At 71.1% G+C, this 20,117-nt stretch carries 19 protein-coding genes; 13 read left to right on the forward strand and 6 right to left on the reverse strand.

Features of this window, described 5'->3' with window-relative positions:
• Nucleotides 1-9 precede the first annotated feature (9 nt).
• Nucleotides 10-609, forward strand: coding sequence for a hypothetical protein (locus tag BLV76_RS13430; protein ID WP_090969580.1), 600 nt, complete (start codon nucleotides 10-12; stop codon nucleotides 607-609).
• Nucleotides 610-665: 56 nt separating this feature from the next.
• On the opposite strand, the gene BLV76_RS13435 is transcribed toward BLV76_RS13430, so the two are convergent.
• Nucleotides 666-2,063 carry an HNH endonuclease signature motif containing protein gene (locus tag BLV76_RS13435; RefSeq protein WP_090969581.1) on the reverse strand — a complete coding sequence of 466 codons (1,398 nt, stop codon included), beginning with the start codon at nucleotides 2,061-2,063 and terminating at the stop codon, nucleotides 666-668.
• Nucleotides 2,064-2,365: 302 nt separating this feature from the next.
• Complete coding sequence (locus BLV76_RS13440) at nucleotides 2,366-3,034, reverse strand: cysteine hydrolase family protein (protein ID WP_090969582.1); 669 nt, start codon at nucleotides 3,032-3,034, stop codon at nucleotides 2,366-2,368.
• Nucleotides 3,035-3,088: 54 nt separating this feature from the next.
• On the opposite strand from BLV76_RS13440, the gene BLV76_RS13445 reads away from it, so the two are divergent.
• On the forward strand, nucleotides 3,089-3,658 hold the full coding sequence (locus BLV76_RS13445) for a GNAT family N-acetyltransferase (RefSeq protein ID WP_090969583.1): 570 nt from the start codon (nucleotides 3,089-3,091) through the stop codon (nucleotides 3,656-3,658).
• A gap of 2 nt (nucleotides 3,659-3,660) precedes the next feature.
• Here the strand turns inward: BLV76_RS13445 and BLV76_RS13450 are convergent, their stop codons facing one another.
• On the reverse strand, nucleotides 3,661-4,002 hold the full coding sequence (locus tag BLV76_RS13450) for a DUF4240 domain-containing protein (RefSeq protein WP_175539677.1): 342 nt from the start codon (nucleotides 4,000-4,002) through the stop codon (nucleotides 3,661-3,663).
• Between the two features lie 302 nt (nucleotides 4,003-4,304).
• On the opposite strand from BLV76_RS13450, the gene BLV76_RS13455 reads away from it, so the two are divergent.
• From BLV76_RS13455 to secA, 10 genes are all read left to right on the forward strand, one after another.
• Nucleotides 4,305-5,342: a DUF808 domain-containing protein gene (locus BLV76_RS13455; protein WP_090969585.1), complete on the forward strand. Its 1,038-nt coding sequence runs from the start codon at nucleotides 4,305-4,307 to the stop codon at nucleotides 5,340-5,342.
• A gap of 93 nt (nucleotides 5,343-5,435) precedes the next feature.
• Complete coding sequence (gene ahcY / locus BLV76_RS13460; protein WP_090969586.1) at nucleotides 5,436-6,878, forward strand: adenosylhomocysteinase; 1,443 nt, start codon at nucleotides 5,436-5,438, stop codon at nucleotides 6,876-6,878.
• Between the two features lie 71 nt (nucleotides 6,879-6,949).
• Nucleotides 6,950-7,648, forward strand: coding sequence for an MtrAB system response regulator MtrA (mtrA, locus tag BLV76_RS13465; protein WP_090969587.1), 699 nt, complete (start codon nucleotides 6,950-6,952; stop codon nucleotides 7,646-7,648).
• 25 nt (nucleotides 7,649-7,673) lie between these two features.
• The gene (mtrB, locus tag BLV76_RS13470) at nucleotides 7,674-9,335 is read left to right on the forward strand and encodes an MtrAB system histidine kinase MtrB (RefSeq protein ID WP_090969588.1); all 1,662 of its coding nucleotides are present in this window, start codon (nucleotides 7,674-7,676) and stop codon (nucleotides 9,333-9,335) included.
• Nucleotides 9,332-11,080 (forward strand): LpqB family beta-propeller domain-containing protein, encoded by a 1,749-nt coding sequence (locus tag BLV76_RS13475; RefSeq protein WP_090969589.1) that lies wholly within the window; start codon nucleotides 9,332-9,334, stop codon nucleotides 11,078-11,080. Before mtrB ends, BLV76_RS13475 begins: the two co-directional genes overlap by 4 nt.
• A 58-nt stretch (nucleotides 11,081-11,138) precedes the next feature.
• The gene (locus BLV76_RS13480) at nucleotides 11,139-11,870 is read left to right on the forward strand and encodes a ComF family protein (protein ID WP_245734675.1); all 732 of its coding nucleotides are present in this window, start codon (nucleotides 11,139-11,141) and stop codon (nucleotides 11,868-11,870) included.
• Between the two features lie 394 nt (nucleotides 11,871-12,264).
• Complete coding sequence (gene hpf / locus BLV76_RS13485; protein WP_090969590.1) at nucleotides 12,265-12,879, forward strand: ribosome hibernation-promoting factor, HPF/YfiA family; 615 nt, start codon at nucleotides 12,265-12,267, stop codon at nucleotides 12,877-12,879.
• 50 nt (nucleotides 12,880-12,929) lie between these two features.
• Nucleotides 12,930-13,604, forward strand: a complete 675-nt coding sequence (locus BLV76_RS13490; RefSeq protein WP_245734676.1) for a response regulator — start codon at nucleotides 12,930-12,932, stop codon at nucleotides 13,602-13,604.
• Nucleotides 13,605-13,655: 51 nt separating this feature from the next.
• Nucleotides 13,656-14,882 carry a winged helix-turn-helix domain-containing protein gene (locus BLV76_RS13495; protein WP_090972708.1) on the forward strand — a complete coding sequence of 409 codons (1,227 nt, stop codon included), beginning with the start codon at nucleotides 13,656-13,658 and terminating at the stop codon, nucleotides 14,880-14,882.
• A 27-nt stretch (nucleotides 14,883-14,909) separates the two neighbouring features.
• A complete protein-coding gene (gene secA / locus BLV76_RS13500; protein WP_090969592.1) occupies nucleotides 14,910-17,750 on the forward strand; it encodes a preprotein translocase subunit SecA in 2,841 nt (946 codons plus the stop codon).
• A gap of 18 nt (nucleotides 17,751-17,768) precedes the next feature.
• On the opposite strand, the gene BLV76_RS13505 is transcribed toward secA, so the two are convergent.
• Nucleotides 17,769-18,299, reverse strand: a complete 531-nt coding sequence (locus BLV76_RS13505; protein WP_090969593.1) for an Rv3235 family protein — start codon at nucleotides 18,297-18,299, stop codon at nucleotides 17,769-17,771.
• Entirely contained in the window at nucleotides 18,299-18,976 is a 678-nt protein-coding gene (locus tag BLV76_RS13510) for a LysM peptidoglycan-binding domain-containing protein (protein WP_217630340.1), read from the reverse strand. Before BLV76_RS13510 ends, BLV76_RS13505 begins: the two co-directional genes overlap by 1 nt.
• 250 nt (nucleotides 18,977-19,226) lie before the next feature.
• Here BLV76_RS13510 and BLV76_RS13515 point away from each other — a divergent pair, with 250 nt between their 5' ends.
• Nucleotides 19,227-19,763 (forward strand): hypothetical protein, encoded by a 537-nt coding sequence (locus tag BLV76_RS13515; protein ID WP_090969594.1) that lies wholly within the window; start codon nucleotides 19,227-19,229, stop codon nucleotides 19,761-19,763.
• A 22-nt stretch (nucleotides 19,764-19,785) separates the two neighbouring features.
• On the opposite strand, the gene BLV76_RS13520 is transcribed toward BLV76_RS13515, so the two are convergent.
• Complete coding sequence (locus BLV76_RS13520) at nucleotides 19,786-20,115, reverse strand: sec-independent translocase (protein ID WP_090969595.1); 330 nt, start codon at nucleotides 20,113-20,115, stop codon at nucleotides 19,786-19,788.
• Nucleotides 20,116-20,117: the final 2 nt, after the last annotated feature.

Below are 20,117 nucleotides of genomic sequence, written 5' to 3' on the forward strand. Positions count from 1 at the left end.
GGAGCTGACATGGCACGGGAGCTGCAGAATCGGGTCGTCGACCTCATCGAGGAAGTCACGGGTACGACGCTGGAGCGCGAGGTCGCGCCGACGTGGTTGATGCGTCCCGGGGCAGCGGAGTGCGGAGCTGTCTGGCCGGTGATCCGGGCCATCTACTCCGACCTCACCGATGGAGCAGTGCTGCCTGATGTGATGCCGGCCCGAGAACGCCGGAGCATCGATGGCGTGCTGACCGCGGACGACGGAGCGAGTCGCATCGTCGAGATCGACGAGGCCCCACACTTCACACCTCCCCGGGCAAGGACCTTTGCTCACTACCCGTCCGCCACCCGAACGGCCTTCGAGCAATCCGCCTGGGCCGAGGGCTCATCTCGGGGGACGAGGATGAGGGGCGGGGGATTCGGAAGGCCGACGCCACCGTTGTTCCCGGAGGCCGGAGGGAGACACCTGCAACGCGCCTTTCGCGACAGCCTGGCCGACCTGCTTCCGTCCGAGCACGGATGGTTGCCGACCTTGCGAGTGGGCGACTTCGAGGTGAAGGAGTGGCTGTTCGATCCAGACGCAGAGGCCAGGATGGCTCAGTTGCTTGAGACCAAGGGGATTCACTGACACCGCGCGTGCCTGTGACCCCGCCGTCGTGGTGACCGGCGGGGTGCAGGGCGGTGTCATGGTCGTGCGGGCTCGACCGGGGTGGTGCCTGATCGGTCGCGTCTGAACTGGTGTCCGTGGGGGCTGGTCCACTCGAAGACGCCGGGCGCGGCCATCTGGTAGCGCCAGCTGGTGAAGGTCTTGAGTCGGTGGTGGGAGCGGCACAGGCAGGCGAGGTTGTCGGACCGAGTCGGACCCGGTTGGGATCTGCCTTCTGCATCAGCGTCGTGGTCGTAGGCGGTGATGTGGTCGATGTCGCAGCCCCTGGCTGGTCTCGTGCAGTGCGGGAACACGCAGGTGCGGTCGCGCAGGATGACCTGCTCACGGATCCGGTCGGGGATGTCGTAGCCGGGTGCGGTGAGGTTGTGGTTGAGGTCGATGACCGGCTTGATGGTCACCGTCGTGCGGGAGTCGGCGCACCACGACTGGAGCTGTTCGAGGAGGAGGAGCTTCTGCCGGTTCTCCATCCGTCCGGTGGGACCGAACACCATCGTCTCCTCGACCAGGTCTGCGTCGAAGTGGGCGTGGAGCACGACCTCGCGGGCCACGGGGAGGTCGTCCTTCCGGTCGTCCTCGGAGGGGGCCGCCGTAGCGTCCTGCGCGTGAAAGAGGTCGAGGGCGGTCTGGGTGCGGGCGAGGTTGCCGAGGGCCTTGGCCCGCCGGACGTCGAGGGTCTCGGTGGAGCCGAGGGCTTTCTGCGTCGCTGCGTCGCGCGCGAGGGCGTGGTCGAGGTCGATGCCGTCGGCGAGGTCGAGGTCGGCCTCGACGTGGATGGTCCCGGCGAAGTGGACGTCCTGGTCGTGCACGGTGACGTGCCGCGGGTCGACGTACAGGTAGCCGTCCTCCGGATCCGACGCGGGATCAGGTGCAGCGAGCTGGAACCGCTTGATGGCTTCTTGGACGAGGCGGTCGAGCTGCGCGACACCGACCTTGCCGGCGACCGCACTGACTTGGTCGTCGACCCAGCTCGCGGCCTCCCGGGTCAGCGAAGGAACCGCGTGGATGGTCGCTTCGGCGACCGACCGCGCCCGCCACGCCGGAACCATGCCTGCGTGCACCTGACCCCACATACGCGGGAGACGGTGGCGGAGCTCGAGGGCGTGCCCGATCAGCTTCTTCGCAGCGGTCGTGCTGGTGCCGAGCACGGCGCCGAGCTCTGCGACACAGAACTCCGCGACCAGCGGGCAGCCCTCGCCCGCGATCGGCTCCTCATGCTCGGAGCCGGGGGTGGTGAACGCGGCGGCCAGGTGGATGGACTCGGGTGGGTGGAGATCAGCCCACCGGGCGGCGAGGTCGAGCTGGCGTGCGGCGGCGGCGTTCTCGGTGTCGCGCTCGGAGCGAATCGAGGCGAGCAGGGCGGAGGCGGTGAGGTCGTCTACCTCTGCCGCTGAATCCGTTGCCAGCGCTTCACTCATGTGTTCGATTGTAGGCGTTGGGTCCGACAGCGGCGATGGTCGGAGACGCGAGGTTCGGTCAAGGGATGGTCTGGTCTCGTGACGGGCGCGGGGCGCCCTCCTCGACCAACGGCGGCGGTGGGGCGGGGATGCCTGGGTTTCGACACGCTCGCTGGCGCTCGCTGCTCAACCAGCGGCAAATCCGCCCTTCTCGACCAGCTGCGCGGCGATGCTCAACCAGCGGCAGGGCGCGTCCTTCTCAACCAGCGGCGCTGCTCAGCCAGCGGCCAGCTGTCGCCATGGCCCCATGCCGAGCTCCTGGCCTACGAGCTCGCGATCAGCCCGAGCACCTCCGACGTCGGGCGGACGTCGCCGTAGGAGCGGTAGACGACGTGCAGGGTGGCGTTGTGGTCGGCATCGCGCATCGCGGCGCAGGCGTCTGCGACGAGGACGACGCGGAGCCCGGCGGCGCTGGCGTCCCGCGCGGTGTGCTCGACGCAGACGTTGGTGACGGTGCCGGTCACGACGATCGTGTCGATGCCGCGGTCGGCGAGCAGCCGGGGGAGCTCGGACGATCCCGGCGTCCAGGCGCTCCGCGCGGTCTTCTGGACGACGAGGTCGCCCGGCGCCGCGGCGAGCGACGGGTCCAAGCCCTCGGCACCCGACACGGCGTAGGCCTCCGCCACCTCGTCGCCGAAGAACTCCCGGTCCTTGGCGCTCGGCTCGGCGTGTCCGGGCACGACCCAGGCCACGACGCCGCCGGCAGCGCGCAGGGCGGAGGCCAGCTCGTTGACGCGCGGCACGATCCCGCGGACGTACGCCGACTCCCTCACGAAGAACGGCACGACGTCGACGACCACGAGCGCCGTGCGCCGCGGGTCGAGGTGCTCGTAGGCGTGCCGGCGCCCGCGCCGGGCCTCGTGCCGGGCGTACTCCCGCTCCTCGATCGCCCACTGGTGGTCGAGGACCGGGTCGAGGTCGCTGTCCGGCACGGACGCGAGGCTACTGCCCCGAGATCGTCCGCATCGTCCTCTAGCGTGCGAGGCATGACGACGTACACGACCCGGCTCCTCGGCCCGGACACGTGGGACGACTTCGCCACGCTGGTCGAGGCGAACAACGTGGTGTGGGGCGGGTGCTGGTGCATGGGCTTCCACCCCGAGGGCTTCACGGGCAAGGCGTCGGAGCACCGCGCGGCGAAGGAGAGGCACGTGCGCGAGGGCACGGTGCACCAGGTGCTGGTGTACGACGGTGGGGCGGCGGTCGGCTGGTGCCAGTTCGGCACGCCCGACGAGCTGCCGAACATCAAGAACCTGAAGGCCTACGAGAAGGACCTCGTCGAGCTCCCGACGTGGCGGATCGGGTGCATCTTCACCGGCAGCAAGCACCGGGGGAGGGGCGTCGCGCGGGCGGCCGTCACCGCCGTCCTCGACGAGATCCGGCAGGCGGGAGGGGGAGTCGTCGAGGCCTACCCGGAGCAGGTGGACGACCGCAAGCCCCAGCGCGGGGCGTACCTCCACACCGGCCCCGAGACGCTCTACGAGGACCTCGGGTTCGTGCGCGACCGCCGGATCTCCAAGTGGCGCTGGGTCGTGCGTCGCACGGTGGAGGGCTGACCTCAGGACCGCGGCGGCACCACGGCGTCGAAGAAGCGCTCGCCGAGCCCGCAGCCGGACCTCGCGTCCGGGAAGTCGCGCAGGCGCTCGGGGTCGGCGAGCACGGCCTCGTAGGCGTCCTGCCCGTGGGCGATCACCCAGCTGCGGTAGTCGGTGCCGAGGTCCGAGCCCAGGCCCAGGCTCGGGAGGCAGATGTCGTCGGCGACCGGACTGATCGACCGGAGCTGCCGGTTGAGCCGGTGGAAGGTCCGGTCGAACTCCGCGACGTCGTCGCGGGCAGCTGCGCGAGCACGTCCTCGAGCACCGCGCCCTGCAGCTCGTCGCCGTCCTGGGCGATCGCGCACGTCTGGTGCACGACCTCCCAGAAGTCCGTGAGCTCGCCGCCGCGACCGTCGCAGTAGGCGGGGAGGCCGCCCTCGACCCACGGGTCGGCGGTGACCGGCTCGACCGGTCCCGACGCGCAACCCGTTCCCAGTGCGGCGACGAGCACGAGCCCGGTCCACGCGCGTCGCACCCGCGCTCCGTCCCCCGACATGCGCCTCATCCTGCCAGCAGCGGCCGGTTGCTGGCACGACGCCGGCACACGCGCCGATAGGCTTCGTCCTGAGCCGGGCGACGACCCGACCCACGACCCGAAGGATCGACCATGGCCGGCGGACTGTTCGCCCTCCTCGACGACGTCGCCGCTCTCGCCCGCATCGCCGCGGCCAGCGTGGACGACGTCGCCGCCGCAGCCGGCCGCGCCAGCGCCAAGGCGGCAGGCGTCGTGGTCGACGACACCGCGGTCACCCCGCAGTACCTCCACGGCTCCGCCGCGGAGCGCGAGCTCCCGATCATCAAGAAGATCGCGATCGGCTCGCTGCGCAACAAGCTCCTCTTCATCCTCCCGGCGGCCGTGCTGCTCGGGCAGTTCCTGCCGTGGCTGCTGCCCGTGATCCTCATCTTCGGTGGCGGGTTCCTGGCCTACGAGGGCGCCCACAAGGTCCACGAGAAGTACGCCGGCCACGCGACGGAGGCCGAGGAGCAGGTCGCCGAGCGGGGGGAGTTCACCCCCGAGCACGAGGCGCGGACCATCGCGCAGGCCGTGCGCACCGACTTCATCCTGAGCGCCGAGATCATGGTCATCGCGCTCAAGGAGGTCGTCAGCTCCGACGCCGACGCGAGCATCTGGATGCGCGCGATCGTGCTGGCCGTGGTCGCGGTCCTCATCACCGTCCTCGTCTACGGCGTGGTCGCGCTGATCGTGAAGATGGACGACGTCGGCCTGCACCTCGCCGAGAAGCCGTCCCAGGCCTCGCAGCGGGTCGGCCTCGCACTCGTCTCGGCGATGCCGAAGCTGCTCGCGGCCATCTCCGCCATCGGCACGCTCGCGATGCTCTGGGTCGGTGGGCACATCTTCCTGGTCAGCCTCTACGAGATCGGCGGCCACGACGGCCTGCTCGAGGGCACCGGCTTCGGCGACGCCCTGCACTGGCCCTACGAGACGCTGCACCACTGGGAGGTCCAGGTCCACGACGCGATCGGCGGGCCGATCGGCGGCATCGTCGGCTGGGTGCTCAACACGGTCGTCTCCGCTGTGGTCGGGCTGGTCGTCGGCGCGATCGTGCTCGTCGTGCTCAGGGCCCTCGGTGTCGGCGGTGGGCACGGGGCCACCCACGGCGCCGAGGATTCCTCGAATCACTGAGGGCGGTCATACGCTCTTCTGGTCCGCGCGGGAGATCCCGACGATGCACAGATGTGCGGCGCAGACACACCTCCTCCACTCCAGGAGAAACTGATGGACTTCCACGTCGCTGACCTCAGCCTCGCTGCCTACGGCCGCAAGGAGATCGAGCTCGCCGAGCACGAGATGCCCGGCCTCATGGCCATGCGCGAGCGCTATGGCAAGGACCAGCCCCTCGCGGGCGCGCGCATCGCCGGCTCGCTGCACATGACGATCCAGACCGCCGTGCTGATCGAGACCCTCGCGGCTCTCGGCGCGGACATCCGCTGGGCCACCTGCAACATCTTCTCGACCCAGGACCACGCGGCCGCGGCCGTCGTGGTCGGCCCGAACGGCACGCCCGAGGACCCGCAGGGCGTCCCGGTCTTCGCCTGGAAGGGCGAGACCCTCGCCGAGTACTGGGACGAGGCGGAGAAGGTCTTCGACTTCGCCGAGGGCGGCCCCAACATGCTCCTCGACGACGGCGGCGACATCACCATGCTGCTGCACCTCGGTGTCGAGTACGAGGCGGCCGGCGCCGTCCCGTCGCAGGACTCCACCGACAACCACGAGTTCAAGGAGGTGCTGCGCGTCCTGGCCCGCTCGCTCGAGGCCGACCCGCAGCGCTGGACGAAGCGCGCCCCGATGATCAAGGGCGTCTCGGAGGAGACCACCACCGGTGTGCTCCGCCTCTACGAGCGCTTCAAGGAGGGCACGCTGCTCTTCCCGGCGATCAACGTCAACGACTCGGTCACCAAGTCGAAGTTCGACAACAAGTACGGCTGCCGCCACTCGCTCGTCGACGGCATCAACCGCGCCACCGACGTCATGATCGGCGGCAAGGTCGCGGTCGTGTGCGGCTACGGCGACGTCGGCAAGGGCTCCGCGGAGTCGCTGCGCGGCCAGGGTGCCCGCGTCATCGTCACCGAGATCGACCCCATCTGCGCGCTGCAGGCCGCGATGGACGGCTACGAGGTGCGCCGCCTCGAGTCCGTGGTCGAGACCGCCGACATCTTCATCACCACGACCGGCAACTTCGACATCATCACGGTCGAGCACTTCCACAAGATGAAGCACCAGGCGATCGTCGGCAACATCGGTCACTTCGACAACGAGATCAACATGGCCGGCCTCGCGAAGATCCCCGGCATCGTCAAGGACGAGATCAAGCCGCAGGTCCACCAGTGGATCTTCCCGTCCGAGGACGACAAGCCCGGCAAGAAGATCATCGTGCTGTCCGAGGGTCGCCTGCTCAACCTGGGCAACGCCACGGGCCACCCGTCGTTCGTGATGTCGAACTCCTTCACCAACCAGGTGCTCGCCCAGATCGAGCTGTTCGCGAAGGCCGACGAGTACGCCCTCGGCGTGCACGTGCTGCCCAAGCACCTCGACGAGGAGGTCGCCCGGCTGCACCTCGACGCCCTCGGCGTCGAGCTGACCGAGCTCACCAAGGAGCAGGCCTCCTACCTCGGTGTCCCGGTCGAGGGGCCCTACAAGTCCGACCACTACCGCTACTGAGCGGTAGCGGGCGGGGCGCGGTCACGGCGCCGGTCACGGGCTCGGTCGCAGGGCCTCCCTAGACTGGCGCCATGACCGACCTCCCGGAGCCCGCGCGCGGCAGCGTGCTCGTCGTCGACGACGACGCCTCGCTTGCCGAGATGCTCTCGATCGTCCTGCGCCAGGAGGGGTTCGACAGCCGGATCGTCGGTCGCGGTGACCTCGCGCTCGACGCGTTCCGGGACTACAAGCCCGACCTCGTCCTGCTCGACCTGATGCTGCCCGGCAAGGACGGCATCGACGTGTGCAAGGAGATCCGCGCCGAGTCCGGCGTGCCGATCGTGATGCTCACCGCGAAGGGCGACACCGTCGACGTCGTCGTCGGCCTCGAGTCCGGGGCCGACGACTACATCGTCAAGCCCTTCAAGCCCAAGGAGCTCATCGCCCGCGTCCGCGCCCGCGTGCGGCGCAACGACGTCGCGCCCGACGAGGGCCTCGTCATCGGCGACGTGAGCATCGACGTCGCCGGCCACGCGGTCACCCGCGGTGGTACGCCGATCAACCTGACGCCGCTCGAGTTCGACCTGCTCGTCTGCCTGGCGCGCAAGCCCTGGCAGGTCTTCACCCGCGAGGTGCTGCTCGAGCAGGTCTGGGGCTACCGCCACAGCGCGGACACGCGCCTGGTCAACGTGCACGTCCAGCGACTGCGCTCCAAGGTCGAGCACGACCCGGAGAACCCCGAGGTCGTGCTGACCGTGCGCGGTGTGGGCTACAAGGCCGGCAAGTCCTAGGCACCCACCGACCCATGTCCACGTCATGACCTCGCTGACACCGCTGGGATCGTCCGGCGCGTCGTCCCGCCCACCCGGAGCCCTGCGGCGCCTCGTCGCCCGGCTGCCGGCGGCGCTGCGCCACGGTCCGGCGTTCTGGCGACGCTCCGTGCAGGTGCGGGTGGTGCTCAGCACGCTGGTCCTCTCCGCGCTGGTCGTCGGCGTGGTCGGCTGGTTCCTCATCCAGCAGACGCGCGACGGGCTGCTGGAGCACCGCGTCGAGGCCGTGGTGCAGGAGGCCGAGGCCGAGACCGAGGCCGCGCGCATCTCCCTCGCCGCACAACCCGGCCTCGACGCCAACGAGTCGGCCCAGCAGGAGTCCCTGGTCCAGCCGCTCCAGGCCCGGGGTGCGACCCGGGGGTTCGCGGTGGTGCTGTCCCCGCCGATCGGCGAGGGCCTCCGACTGGCCGACGGCGGCGCCAAGTTCACCGAGGGCCTCAACCTCGCGAGCGTGCCGGAGTCGCTCGAGGCGCGCTTCGACGCGGTCGCGCCCACCGCCTGGACCTACACCGACATCCGCACCACCCGCGACATCCCCGGGCTGCCCAACGGCCCCGGCATCGTGGTGGGCAGCCAGGTCAGGCTGCCGGCCGACGACAACACGTACACCCTCTACTACCTCTACCCGCTCGCCGAGCAGCAGGAGACGCTCGCGCTCGTCTCCCGGGCGATGCTCGTCGCCGGCGTGCCGCTGCTGGTGCTGGTCGCCCTGCTCACCTGGCTGGTCACCCGCCAGGTGGTGACGCCGATCCGGATGGCCCGCCGGGTCGCCGAGCGGCTCGCGGCCGGCCAGCTGCAGGAGCGGCTGCGGGTGCGTGGCGAGGACGACCTCGCGCGCCTGGCGACGTCGTTCAACCAGATGGCCTCCAACCTCCAGAAGCAGATCCGCCAGCTCGAGGAGCTCAGCCGGCTCCAGCGGCGGTTCGTGTCCGACGTGTCCCACGAGCTGCGCACGCCCATCACCACGGTGCGGATGGCCAGCGACGTCATCCACGACGCCAAGCCGCACCTCGACCCGGTCACGGGCCGCGCCGCCGAGCTGCTCCAGAAGGAGCTCGACCGCTTCGAGACCCTGCTGGCCGACCTGCTGGAGATCAGCCGCTTCGACGCGGGCGCCGCGGTGCTCGAGGCCGAGGACGTGGACCTCGTCGACGTCGCCCGCCGCGTCGTCGACATGACGTCCGCCCTGGCCGCCCAGCGCGACATCCGCGTCGTGCTGCACGACCCCGGCACGCGCTGCGTCGCGGAGGCCGACGTACGCCGCGTCGAGCGGATCGTGCGCAACCTGGTCACCAACGCGATCGACCACGCGGAGTCGCGCGACGTCGAGGTCTTCGTCGGCACCGACCTCCAGTCGTCCGCGATCGCCGTGCGCGACCACGGCATCGGCCTCGGCCCGGGGGAGTCGGCCATGGTGTTCAACCGCTTCTGGCGCGCCGACCCCGCCCGCGCCCGCACCAGCGGCGGCACCGGCCTCGGGCTCTCGATCTCGCTCGAGGACACCCACCTGCACGGCGGCTGGCTCCAGGCCTGGGGTCGCCCGGGGGAGGGCGCGCAGTTCCGCCTCACCCTGCCGCGCCACCTCGGCGTGCAGCTGCGCCACTCACCGCTCCCGCTCGTGCCCGATGACACCCGGGAGACCGCATGAACCGCCACCCCGCGGCGTCCGTGAAGGGTCTTCTGGTGGTCGCTGTGTGCGCCCTGCTGGCCGGGTGCGTCCAGATGCCCACCTCCGGACCCGTCGTCGAGCCCCAGGTGACGGCGGGCACCGAGGACCCGCCCGGCATCTCGTTCGACCCCCGGCCGCCGCAGGACGGCGAGTCCCCGACCGAGACCGTCGCCGGCTTCCTCGAGGCCATGAAGGCCACTCCGATCAGCCTGACCGTCGCGCGCCAGTTCCTCTCGCGCGAGGCCGCCGACGTCTGGGCGCCCGAGCAGCAGATCCTCACCTACGGCGAGCTGGGCGACGCAGCGGGTGACATGTCGGTCAAGATCCCGCTGGCCGACGTCAACCTCTACGACGCGCGCGGCGCCTGGGAGGGGACCCAGCCGACGAGCGAGCTCGACCTCGGCCTGGTCCAGGAGGACGGCGAGTGGCGCATCGACGAGGTGCCCGACGCGCTGATCGTGCCGGACTCGTGGTTCGACGACTGGTACCAGCGCGTCTCGCTCTACTACTTCGACCCCACCTCCGAGGTCCTCGTGCCCGAGCCGGTGTTCGTCCCGCGCGGCGAGCAGTTCGCCTCGACGCTGGTGCGCGGCCTGCTCGCGCCGCTCACCGACGAGGCCAGCGACGTCGTACGCACCTACTTCCCGCAGGTCGCCACCAGCGGGCTGTCGGTGCCGGTGCGGTCCGGGATCGCGACCGTGTCCCTCTCGGGCGACCCCGACGCGATCGACGACGACACCGCCGGCCGGATGCTGGCACAGCTCGTCTGGACCCTGCGCCAGGACGAGGACATCCAGGCGGTCGAGCTGACGGTGGGCGGCCGGCTGATCAGCTACCAGGGCGGGTCCACGCAGACCGGCTTCGACGTCGGCGCCGCCTACGACGCCTACGGCCAGCGCTCCGACCCCGACCTGTTCGCCCTGGACCAGGGGCTGGTCGTCACGGGGTCCCTGGGCGCCTTCGAGGACACCCTCGGCCCCCTCTGGACCGAGGGCTACGACGTCCGGTCGATCGGCGCGAGCACCGACGGCTCCCGGGTCGCCGCGGTCACGGCCGACGGCACCGGCCTCTACCTCGCGCCCACCGAGGCGCCGAGCGGCGACGTCGTCGAGCCGGTGGTGGGCGCCGTCGACCTGGCGGCGCCGCACTGGGACTACCGCGGACGCGTCTGGGCGCTCGACCGCAACGCCGGCAGGGCGCGGGTGGTCCTGGTCGTCGACGACCGGGCTCGCGTGATCGACGTGCCGGGAGTCTCGGGCGAGCGGGTCACCAAGCTCCTGGTCTCGCGCGACGGCACCCGGCTCGTCGCCGTGATCCGCGGACGCGCGGCCGACCGCGTCGTGTCGGCCCGGATCCGCCACGACACGGACGGGAGGATCCTCGGCTTCACGCCCTTCCGCACGCTGCCGCTCATCGCCGACGGCAGCGGACGCATCCGCGACATCGGCTGGCGCTCGCCCACGACGGTCTCGGTGCTCCGCGACCTCCAGAACGGCTCGTCGGAGATCCGCACCACGTCGGTCGACGGCGCCCCCGGCGAGATCACGACCACCGGCGCCACTCGCGCCCGCGGCCTCAACCGGGTCCTGGTCACCAGCCCGGTCGAGGGGCTCGGGCCCGACGCGTTCGCACTGGACGGCCGTGCGATCACCAACCTGACGCACCCCGAGCGCACCGTGCCCGACCTGCCGCGCGGCCTGACCTCGCTCACCTACACCGGCTGATCCACAGGCTGCCGGCGCCCGGTTGCCGTCGTACGCCACTGGCTGCTGGCATGGGCCCGTGCTCGACGAGGCCCTCGACCTGTTCCTCGGCAGCCGGTGCGTCGGCTGCGAGAAGCCGGGCCGGATGCTGTGTGCCGACTGCCGTGGGCTGCTGTCGCACCGCGCCGCGCCCGCGTGGCCCTCGCCGGTCCCGGTCGGTCTCGTGGAGCCGTGGGCGACGGAGTCCTACGACGGCGCGGTGCGCGCGCTCGTGGTCGGTCACAAGGACCGCGGCCAGTGGGGCCACCGGCGCGTGCTCGGCAGCCTGCTGGCCGAGGCGGTCCGCGCCGCGACGGCGTACGACGACCACCCCGCCCGGCACGACACGCCGCTCCTCCTCGTGCCCGTGCCGTCGCGACCGGGTGCCGGTCGCCAGCGCGGCTACGACGCGACCGAGGCGTTGGTCCGGGCCGCGGCGCGCAGCCTGCGCGGTGAGCGTCGGGCCGCGGTCGCGCCGCTGCTGGTGTCGCGCGGAGCGGCCGACCAGGCCGGTCTCGACGCGGGCGGGCGGGCCGCCAACGTGGACCACTCGATGCACTGTCCCTCGTCCGCGCTGGCCCGCGTGGCCCGCCGCTTCCCCCGTGCGCACGTGGTCGTGTGCGACGACGTGGTGACCACCGGGGCGACGGCCCGCGAGGCCCAGCGCGCCCTCGAGGCCGTCGGTCTGCGACCCGTCGCGATCGCCGCCGTCGCCGCGACGAGGCGGCGCCACGGAGCGGGGCGGGCGGGGGCCGACCGAGGCGTGGCCTGACAGTTGGTTCAGGGCCCCCGAAGGGCTAGCGTCTGTTCATGGAGTCCGCCCGGGTCCGTGGTTGCGCTGCGGAGAGGGCTGCGCGCGAGCGCACGTCCACCCCGCGGCTAGCCGATGCCAGTCGCAGGCGAAACGGTCCACGTAAGTCCGCGGGGCTCGCCCCGTCAGGACGATCACGGTGCGGCTTAGAAGTAAGTCCTGCCTCGTCCTCGGCGTCAGATGCGCCGGGTGCCGGGAGAAGGCCAGTAGTGGCGGAGAAGCTGCGAACGTCTCAGCAGGCGATTGTGGGGTCGAAGACCAGGTCGGCCGGGCGGACTCCATCCCACCCTGCCCCGGCGCACGGTGCCGCGGCTCATGGAAGGGTGCGGTCCGCTCGCTAGTTGAGGAGGTTCACATGGAGGTTGTGGTCACGGGACGGCACTGCGAGGTGTCCGATCGATTCCGCGAACATGTCTCGGAGAAGCTCACGCGTCTGGAGAAGCACGACCACCGCATCATGCGGGTCCAGGTGGAGGTGGAGCTCGAGAAGAACCCCCGTCAGCACGATCGATCGACGAAGGTCGAGCTCACGGCGTTCTCCAAGGGCCCGGTGATCCGGGCCGAAGCGGCAGCCGAGGACAAGATGGGCGCGCTCGACCTCGCCCTCGACAAGATGCAGTCCCAGATGCGCCGCGCGGCCGATCGCCGCCGGGTGCACAAGGGTCGCAACTCGCACACCGGCGTCGGTGAGGCCCTCGCCGGGTTGCCCGAGGTCGACGACACCGCCGACGACGACGTCGTCACCGAACGACAGGTCGGTCCGATCACCGTGACCGGCGACGGCCCCCTGGTGGTGCGCGAGAAGTCGCACCAGGCGGTCCCGATGACCCTCGACCAGGCCCTCTACGAGATGGAGCTGGTCGGCCACGACTTCTACCTCTACGTCGACAAGGACAGCGACCGGCCCGCAGTGGTCTACCGCCGTCGCGGCTACGACTACGGCGTGATCTCGCTGGACGTCGACGGCTGAGCCTCAGGTTTCGGTCAACCTCGGTCGCGCGCGCGTGCAATGATGCGCGCGTGACCGAGGCAACTGGGACCGAACCCGTCCGTGTGCTCGTGGTCGACGACCAGGAGCTCTTCCGCCGAGGGCTGATCATGCTGCTCGGGGGGGACGACGACATCGAGGTCGTCGGTGAGGCCGCCGACGGCGTGACGGCCACCGAGCTCGCGGTGAAGACCGCGCCGGACGTGATCCTGCTCGACGTCCGGATGCCGCGCCGCACCGGCGTGGAGGCCTGCCGGGCCATCAAGGAGTCCGTGCCGAGCGCCAAGATCATCATGCTCACGGTCTCCGACGAGGAGGCCGACCTCTACGAGTCGGTCAAGAACGGCGCCTCCGGCTACCTGCTCAAGGACTCCTCCATCGAGGAGGTCGCGCAGGCCGTCCGCGTGGTCAACGAGGGCCAGTCGCTGATCAGCCCGTCCATGGCGGTCAAGCTGATCGACGAGTTCAAGCAGATGTCGAAGCCCGAGCGCGAGCAGGGTCCCGCGCTGCGGCTGACCGACCGCGAGCTCGAGGTGCTGCGCCTGGTGGCCAAGGGCCTCAACAACCGCGAGGTCGCCAAGGAGCTGTTCATCTCCGAGAACACGGTCAAGAACCACGTCCGCAACATCCTCGAGAAGCTGCAGCTCCACTCCCGCATGGAGGCGGTCATGTACGCCATGCGCGAGAAGCTCCTCGACCTCCCCTGACCTTCCCCTCGACGGGACCGGTTGTCGTACGCCTCTGGTGGGGTGCGTGACGTGGACCAGCTGACGCAGCTCCAGGCCCGCCGCATCGCGCTCGCCGCGCAGGGCTTCACCGACCGCGCGCACGCGGTGCCGTCGATGAGGACCCTCGAGCGCACCGTGGCGCGCACCGGCGTGCTCCAGGTCGACTCGGTCAACGTCCTCCAGCGCGCCCACTACATGCCGCTCTACTCGCGGATGGGCCCCTACGACACCGACCTGCTGCGGCGGGCCGCCCAGCCGCCGGGCAGCAGGCCGCGCCGCGTCGTGGAGTACTGGGCGCACGTGCAGGCCTTCATGCCGGTCGACCTGTGGCCCGTCATGCAGCACCGGATGGACCACTACCGCTCCGAGCGCGGCAAGTGGGGCTTCGCCGCCGACGCCGACCTCGAGTCCCGGGTCCTCGACGCGGTCCGCGACCGCGGGCCGGTCACCGCCCGCGACCTCGAGGACGAGTTCAGCACCGGCCCGCGCACGAAGGAGCACTGGGGCTGGAACTGGTCCGAGGCGCGCAAGGTCCTCGACTACCTCTACCTCGTCGGCGACGTGGCCATCGCCGGGCGCACCACCCAGTTCGAGGTCCTCTACGACGTGCCCGAGCGGGTGCTGCCGGCGGAGGTGCTCGCCGCACCGACGCCCACGCCGCAGGAGGCGGTCACCGAGCTCGTGCGCCGCGCGGCGCGCTCGCACGGCGTCGCCAGCGGCGCCGACCTCGCCGACTACTACCGGCTCCGGCTCCAGCCCGCCCCCGGCAAGGCGAGCGCGAAGGTCGCGATCGACGAGCTCGTCGAGTCCGGCGAGCTGTCGCCGGTGACGGTGCAGGGCTGGAAGCGCCAGGCCTACCTCCACCGCGACGCCCGGCTCCCGCGCCGGGTGGGCGCCCGCACCCTGCTCAGCCCGTTCGACCCGGTCGTGTGGGAGCGGGCGCGGGCCGAGGCGCTGTTCGACTTCTTCTACCGGATCGAGATCTACGTCCCGAAGGAGCAGCGGCTCCACGGCTACTACGTCCTGCCGTTCCTCCTCGGCGACCGGCTCGTCGGCCGGGTCGACCTCAAGGCCGACCGCGCCACCGGCGTGCTGCTCGTGCCCGGCGCGTTCGCCGAGGCCGGGGCGCCGCCGGAGACCGCCGAGGAGCTCGCGGCCGAGCTGTGGCGGCTGGCCGGCTGGCTCGGCCTCGACGACGTCGTCGTGGGTGGTCGCGGCGACCTCGCGGGTGCGCTGGCGCACGCATTGGGAGCCTGATTGGGACGGTAGGTACAGTTACCACTCGTGCCTGCCATCATCGACAAGCTCCTCCGCATCGGCGAGGGCAAGATCCTCCGTGAGCTCGAAGCCATCTCCAAGGCGGTCAACGCCATCGAGGACGACTTCGTCAAGATGAGCGACGACGAGCTCCGCGCGATGACCGACGAGTTCCGCGAGCGGCTCGAGGCGGGCGAGACCCTCGACGACATCATGCCGGAGGCCTTCGCCACCGTCCGCGAGGCGAGCAAGCGCGTGCTCGGCATGCGCCCCTTCGACGTCCAGGTCATGGGCGGCGCCTCCCTGCACCTCGGCAACATCGCCGAGATGAAGACCGGTGAGGGCAAGACCCTCGTCGCGGTGCTGCCGGCCTACCTCAACGCCCTCGAGGGCAAGGGCGTCCACGTCGTCACCGTCAACGACTACCTCGCGAAGTTCCAGTCCGAGCAGATGGGCCGCGTGCACCACTTCCTCGGCCTCACCACCGGCGTGATCCTGCCGTCGATGCGCCCGGCCGAGCGTCGCGAGGCCTACGCCTGCGACATCACCTACGGCACCAACAACGAGCTCGGCTTCGACTACCTGCGCGACAACATGGCCGACTCCGTCGAGGAGTGCGTGCAGCGCGGCCACAACTTCGCCATCGTCGACGAGGTCGACTCGATCCTCATCGACGAGGCGCGGACCCCGCTGATCATCAGTGGTCCGACGCAGGACGAGGTCAAGTGGTACGCCGAGTTCGCCAAGCTGACCAAGAAGCTCGTCAAGGACACCGACTACGAGGTCGACGAGAAGAAGCGCACCATCTCGGTGCTCGAGCCCGGCATCACCAAGGTCGAGGACCACCTCGGGATCGACAACCTCTACGACTCGGTCAACACCCCGCTCATCTCGTTCCTGAACAACTCCATCAAGGCCAAGGAGCTGTTCCGCAACGACAAGGAGTACGTCGTCATGGACGGCGAGGTGCTCATCGTCGACGAGCACACCGGCCGGATCCTGGCCGGGCGCCGCTACAACGACGGCCTCCACCAGGCCATCGAGGCCAAGGAGAACGTGACGGTCCGCGAGGAGTACCAGACCCTCGCCACGATCACGCTCCAGAACTACTTCCGCCTCTACGACAAGCTCTCCGGCATGACCGGTACGGCCATGACCGAGGCGTCCGAGTTCGACAAGATCTACAAGCTCGGCGTGACCCCGATCCCGACCAACCGCCCGATGCAGCGCGTCGACAACGTCGACCTCGTCTACCGGACCGAGGAGGCGAAGTACGAGGCCGTCGCCGACGACATCGCCGAGCGCCACGAGAAGGGCCAGCCGGTCCTCATCGGCACCGTGTCGGTCGAGAAGTCCGAGTACCTCGCCAACCTGCTCAAGAAGCGCGGCATCCCGCACACGGTCCTCAACGCCAAGCAGCACGCCGACGAGGCCAAGGTCGTCGCGCTCGCCGGCCACAAGGGCTCGGTCACGGTCGCCACCAACATGGCCGGTCGAGGCACCGACATCATGCTCGGCGGCTCGGTCGACTTTCTCGCCGACCAGGAGCTGCGCAAGCAGGGCCTCGACCCGGTCGAGGAGCCCGAGGCCTACGACGAGGCGTGGCCCGCGATGGTCGAGCGGATCAAGGCCCAGGTCGCCAGCGAGCACGACGAGGTGCGCGAGCTCGGCGGTCTCTACGTCGTCGGCACCGAGCGCCACGAGTCGCGCCGCATCGACAACCAGCTGCGTGGTCGTTCCGGACGCCAGGGAGACCCGGGCGAGTCCCGGTTCTACCTCTCGCTCGAGGACGAGATGATGCGGCTGTTCAAGTCCGAGTGGGTCGACCGGATCCTGACGGTCCTCAAGGTCCCCGACGACGTGCCGATCGACGCCAAGCGCGTCAGCAACGCCATCGCCGGCGCCCAGGCCAACATCGAGTCGCAGAACTTCGAGTCCCGCAAGAACGTCCTCAAGTACGACGACGTGATGAGCCGCCAGCGCGAGGTCATCTACGCCGAGCGCCGCCGCGTCCTCGAGGGCGCCGACCTCGGCGAGCAGATCCGCGGCTTCATCGACGACGTGATCACCGGCTACGTCAGCGGCGCGACCGAGGGCTACGCGGAGGACTGGGACCTCGACGGCCTGTTCACGGGCCTCGGCCAGCTCTACCCGGTCGGCCTCACCAAGGAGGGCGTCCTGAAGGAGGCCGGAGGGGTCGACGGGCTCAGCCGCGAGAAGCTCATCGAGGACCTCCAGAAGGACATCCAGGAGGCCTACGACCGTCGCGAGGACGAGATGGGCGACGAGGTCCAGCGCGAGCTCGAGCGTCGCGTCGTGCTCTCCGTCCTCGACCGCAAGTGGCGCGAGCACCTCTACGAGATGGACTACCTCCGCGAGGGCATCTACCTGCGGGCCTACTCCCAGCGCGACCCGCTCGTGGAGTACCAGCGCGAGGGCTTCGACATGTTCGCCGCCATGATGGACGGCATCAAGGAGGAGTCGGTCGGCTTCCTGTTCAACCTCCAGGTCGAGGTGGAGGAGGAGGAGCAGGCTCCGGCGCCGACCATCTCGGTGGCGACGCCGCAGATCGACTTCGCCCAGGCCGCCGCCCACGCGCCGGAGGCGCAGAGCGGCGCCGCCCAGCAGCCGCACACCCCGACCATCCGGGCCAAGGGCCTCGACAAGCCCAAGCGTCCGCAGAACCTCTCCTACAGCGCCCCGTCCGAGGACGGCGACGCCGAGGTGGTCGCAGGTGCCGCTGCCGAGGACGACGAGTTCGCCGGGATCGGCCGCAACTCGCTGTGCCCCTGCGGCTCGGGCCAGAAGTTCAAGCGCTGCCACGGTGCTCCGGGCGGGGCCACCGGCCGCGCCACCATGGGTGGCTGAGCAGCCGGCCGGAGTCGCTCAACCGAAGGTGAGCGCCACGCACTGCCAGCGGTCCCGCACGACCTCGAACCGGGCGGCGACCGCGCGCGAGCGACGGCCGTAGCGCACGTGCGCGCTGGCCTCGGCTGCATCGTCGCGGATGAGGGCGGTGCGCACGCTGAGGATCACCGGCCGGGCCGGGTTCGGGCCGCTCACCCGTGAGGTGCCCGCCCCGGCGGCCGCCCGCACCGTGCGGGCGCGCGCGGCGAGGTCGTCGTACACCTGCGGGAGCGAGTGGCGCAGCACCTGGCTCACCGGCCGGTCGCCGGCGGCGATCTCCACGACGGCCGCGAGGTAGCGCGCGATGATCGCGTCGACCTGCTGGCGGTCGGCGGTGCCGGCGGCCACCAGGTCGTTGGTGTGCGCGAGCCGGGGTCGTGGCCGCGGGGGAGCGGTGCGCGGGGTCAGGTCGAGCGCCAGCGCGCCCTGCACGCTCGCCGCGGGCCCCTCGGGGCGCAGCAGGATGACCTCGGCTCCCGGGGTCGTGGCGGACCTGGCGGTGGTCGTCATCATCGGTCTCCGTCCGTGTCGGTCTGGCTGTCGGTGTTCTTCTCGGGTGCCGGCAGGCGGAGCGCCTGGCCGGGGAGGATCAGGTCGGGGTCGTCGCCCACGACGTCGCGGTTGGCCTGCCAGATCTCGCGCCAGCGCCGGTCGATGTCGGCATCGCCGCCCGGGTGGGCCTGCGCGACCGACCAGAGCGAGTCCCCGGGGCGTACGACGTAGTGGTCGGCGACCGCGTTCGCCGGGCGCGCCCGTGCAGGGGCCGGCTCCGGTGCCGGCCGAGGACGGTCGGCGCGGGCGACGGCCCGCTCGGGCATCGGCAGCCCGCCGAGGAGCTCGGCGCCGGCCGGGTCGTCCGCGGCCAGGGCCGGGACGCCCGCCCCGGCGACGACAGCCGCGCCGCAGGCCACCAGCACCAGCCGCCGGGTCGTCCCACCGCCGACCCGGGTGCTGCCGGCCATCAGCTCGACCACGGTGGCCGTGGTGACCACCCAGAGCCAGCCCAGCGCCGCGGCGAGGGCCGTCGTGCACCCCGCGACGACCACGTCGGCCGTGGGGACGGCCGAGGAGTCGTCGAGGGCGGACACCCAGGCGCCGGGCACCGCGGTCGCCGTCGCGACGCCGGCGCCGGTGACGCCGAGCCAGACCGCGAGCGGTCGCCAGACCTTGATGTTGCCCCGAGACACGACCCGAACCTTTCGTTTGCGTGCGTTTGCATCATTCAACGAACGTTCACGGGTGTTGTCAAAGGTTTCTCCACAACGTGGTTGGCGCGCGGTCAACCGGTCGATCGCGCGGCTCGGCGTCCGACTGACGTCGTCAAGGTGCCCGGGGTCTCGGTACACCGCGTCGCGACCTCGTTCCTCGGTCGCGGCGGCACTCGACCTCCCTCGCCACGCGACGGTCGACTCCGTCTCCCGTCGCTAGGCTCGGGACATGTCCTGGGAGCACGAGCTGTTCGCGCTGCTCGACGACCTCGAGGGTCAGGCCGCGGCCGCGTGGGAGGACGAGCGCGAGGCGGAGCTCGCGGACCGGGCGCGCGCGGAGTACGGCTCGGTGACGCTGGCGAGCCGGATGATGGCCTCCGTCGGCCACGACGTCGCGATCGACCTGCCGCACGTCGGACGGCTGGAGGGACGGCTGGCCCGGGTGGGCGAGGGGTGGTGCCTGCTCAGCGCGCAGGGGCAGGACTGGGTGGTGCCGCTGCGGTTCGTCTCCGCGGTCCGCGGCGCGAGCGAGCGCTCGGTGCCCGACGTGGCGTGGTCACCGGTCGACCGGCTGGGCCTGGGCGCGGCGCTGCGCCGGATCGGCGACGCGGGGGAGCGGTGCCTGGTGCACCTGGTCGACGGCTCGCGCCACGAGGCGTGGGTGCAGCGGGTGGGCGCCGACTTCGCGGAGTGGCGCGCGACCTCGGGTGAGACGTTCCTGGTGCCGTACGACGCCCTCGTGGCGGTGCAGCGGCGCGAGGACTGACCTCACGAGGTCGGCGGCAGGCTCAGGTGGCCTCGACGTCGTAGGGCGGGAGCTGGCCCTCGGGGAGGCGTTCCTTCTCGGCCTTCTCCGCCTGCTCGCGGTCGACCTCGGCCATCGCCTCGGTGATGTGCTTGCGCACGATGGTGCGCGGGTCGAGGTCACGGAGCTGGAGGTCGGAGTACTCCGGGCCGAGCTCGCTGCGGAGCTCGTCGCGGGCGTTGTGGGCGAGCCCGCGTGCACGGTGGAGCAGCTGGGCGGCCTGGCGCGCGAGGTCGGGGAGCTTGTCGGGGCCCAGCACGACGACGGCGACGAGCAGGATCACCGCGATCTCCATGAACCCGATGTCGAACATGC

It is taken from the genome of Nocardioides exalbidus (assembly GCF_900105585.1).
GTDB lineage: Bacteria > Actinomycetota > Actinomycetes > Propionibacteriales > Nocardioidaceae > Nocardioides > Nocardioides exalbidus.

Excerpts from the sequence above, each read along its gene's own strand:
- BLV76_RS13430 (WP_090969580.1), top strand. The coding sequence starts at position 10 with ATGGCACGGGAGCTGCAGAATCGGGTCGTCGACCTCATCGAGGAAGTC.
- BLV76_RS13435 (WP_090969581.1), bottom strand. The coding sequence starts at position 2,063 with ATGAGTGAAGCGCTGGCAACGGATTCAGCGGCAGAGGTAGACGACCTC.
- BLV76_RS13445 (WP_090969583.1), top strand. The coding sequence starts at position 3,089 with ATGACGACGTACACGACCCGGCTCCTCGGCCCGGACACGTGGGACGAC.
- BLV76_RS13455 (WP_090969585.1), top strand. The coding sequence starts at position 4,305 with ATGGCCGGCGGACTGTTCGCCCTCCTCGACGACGTCGCCGCTCTCGCC.
- ahcY (WP_090969586.1), top strand. The coding sequence starts at position 5,436 with ATGGACTTCCACGTCGCTGACCTCAGCCTCGCTGCCTACGGCCGCAAG.
- mtrA (WP_090969587.1), top strand. The coding sequence starts at position 6,950 with ATGACCGACCTCCCGGAGCCCGCGCGCGGCAGCGTGCTCGTCGTCGAC.
- mtrB (WP_090969588.1), top strand. The coding sequence starts at position 7,674 with ATGACCTCGCTGACACCGCTGGGATCGTCCGGCGCGTCGTCCCGCCCA.
- BLV76_RS13475 (WP_090969589.1), top strand. The coding sequence starts at position 9,332 with ATGAACCGCCACCCCGCGGCGTCCGTGAAGGGTCTTCTGGTGGTCGCT.
- hpf (WP_090969590.1), top strand. The coding sequence starts at position 12,265 with ATGGAGGTTGTGGTCACGGGACGGCACTGCGAGGTGTCCGATCGATTC.
- BLV76_RS13505 (WP_090969593.1), bottom strand. The coding sequence starts at position 18,299 with ATGACGACCACCGCCAGGTCCGCCACGACCCCGGGAGCCGAGGTCATC.
- BLV76_RS13515 (WP_090969594.1), top strand. The coding sequence starts at position 19,227 with ATGTCCTGGGAGCACGAGCTGTTCGCGCTGCTCGACGACCTCGAGGGT.
- BLV76_RS13520 (WP_090969595.1), bottom strand. The coding sequence starts at position 20,115 with ATGTTCGACATCGGGTTCATGGAGATCGCGGTGATCCTGCTCGTCGCC.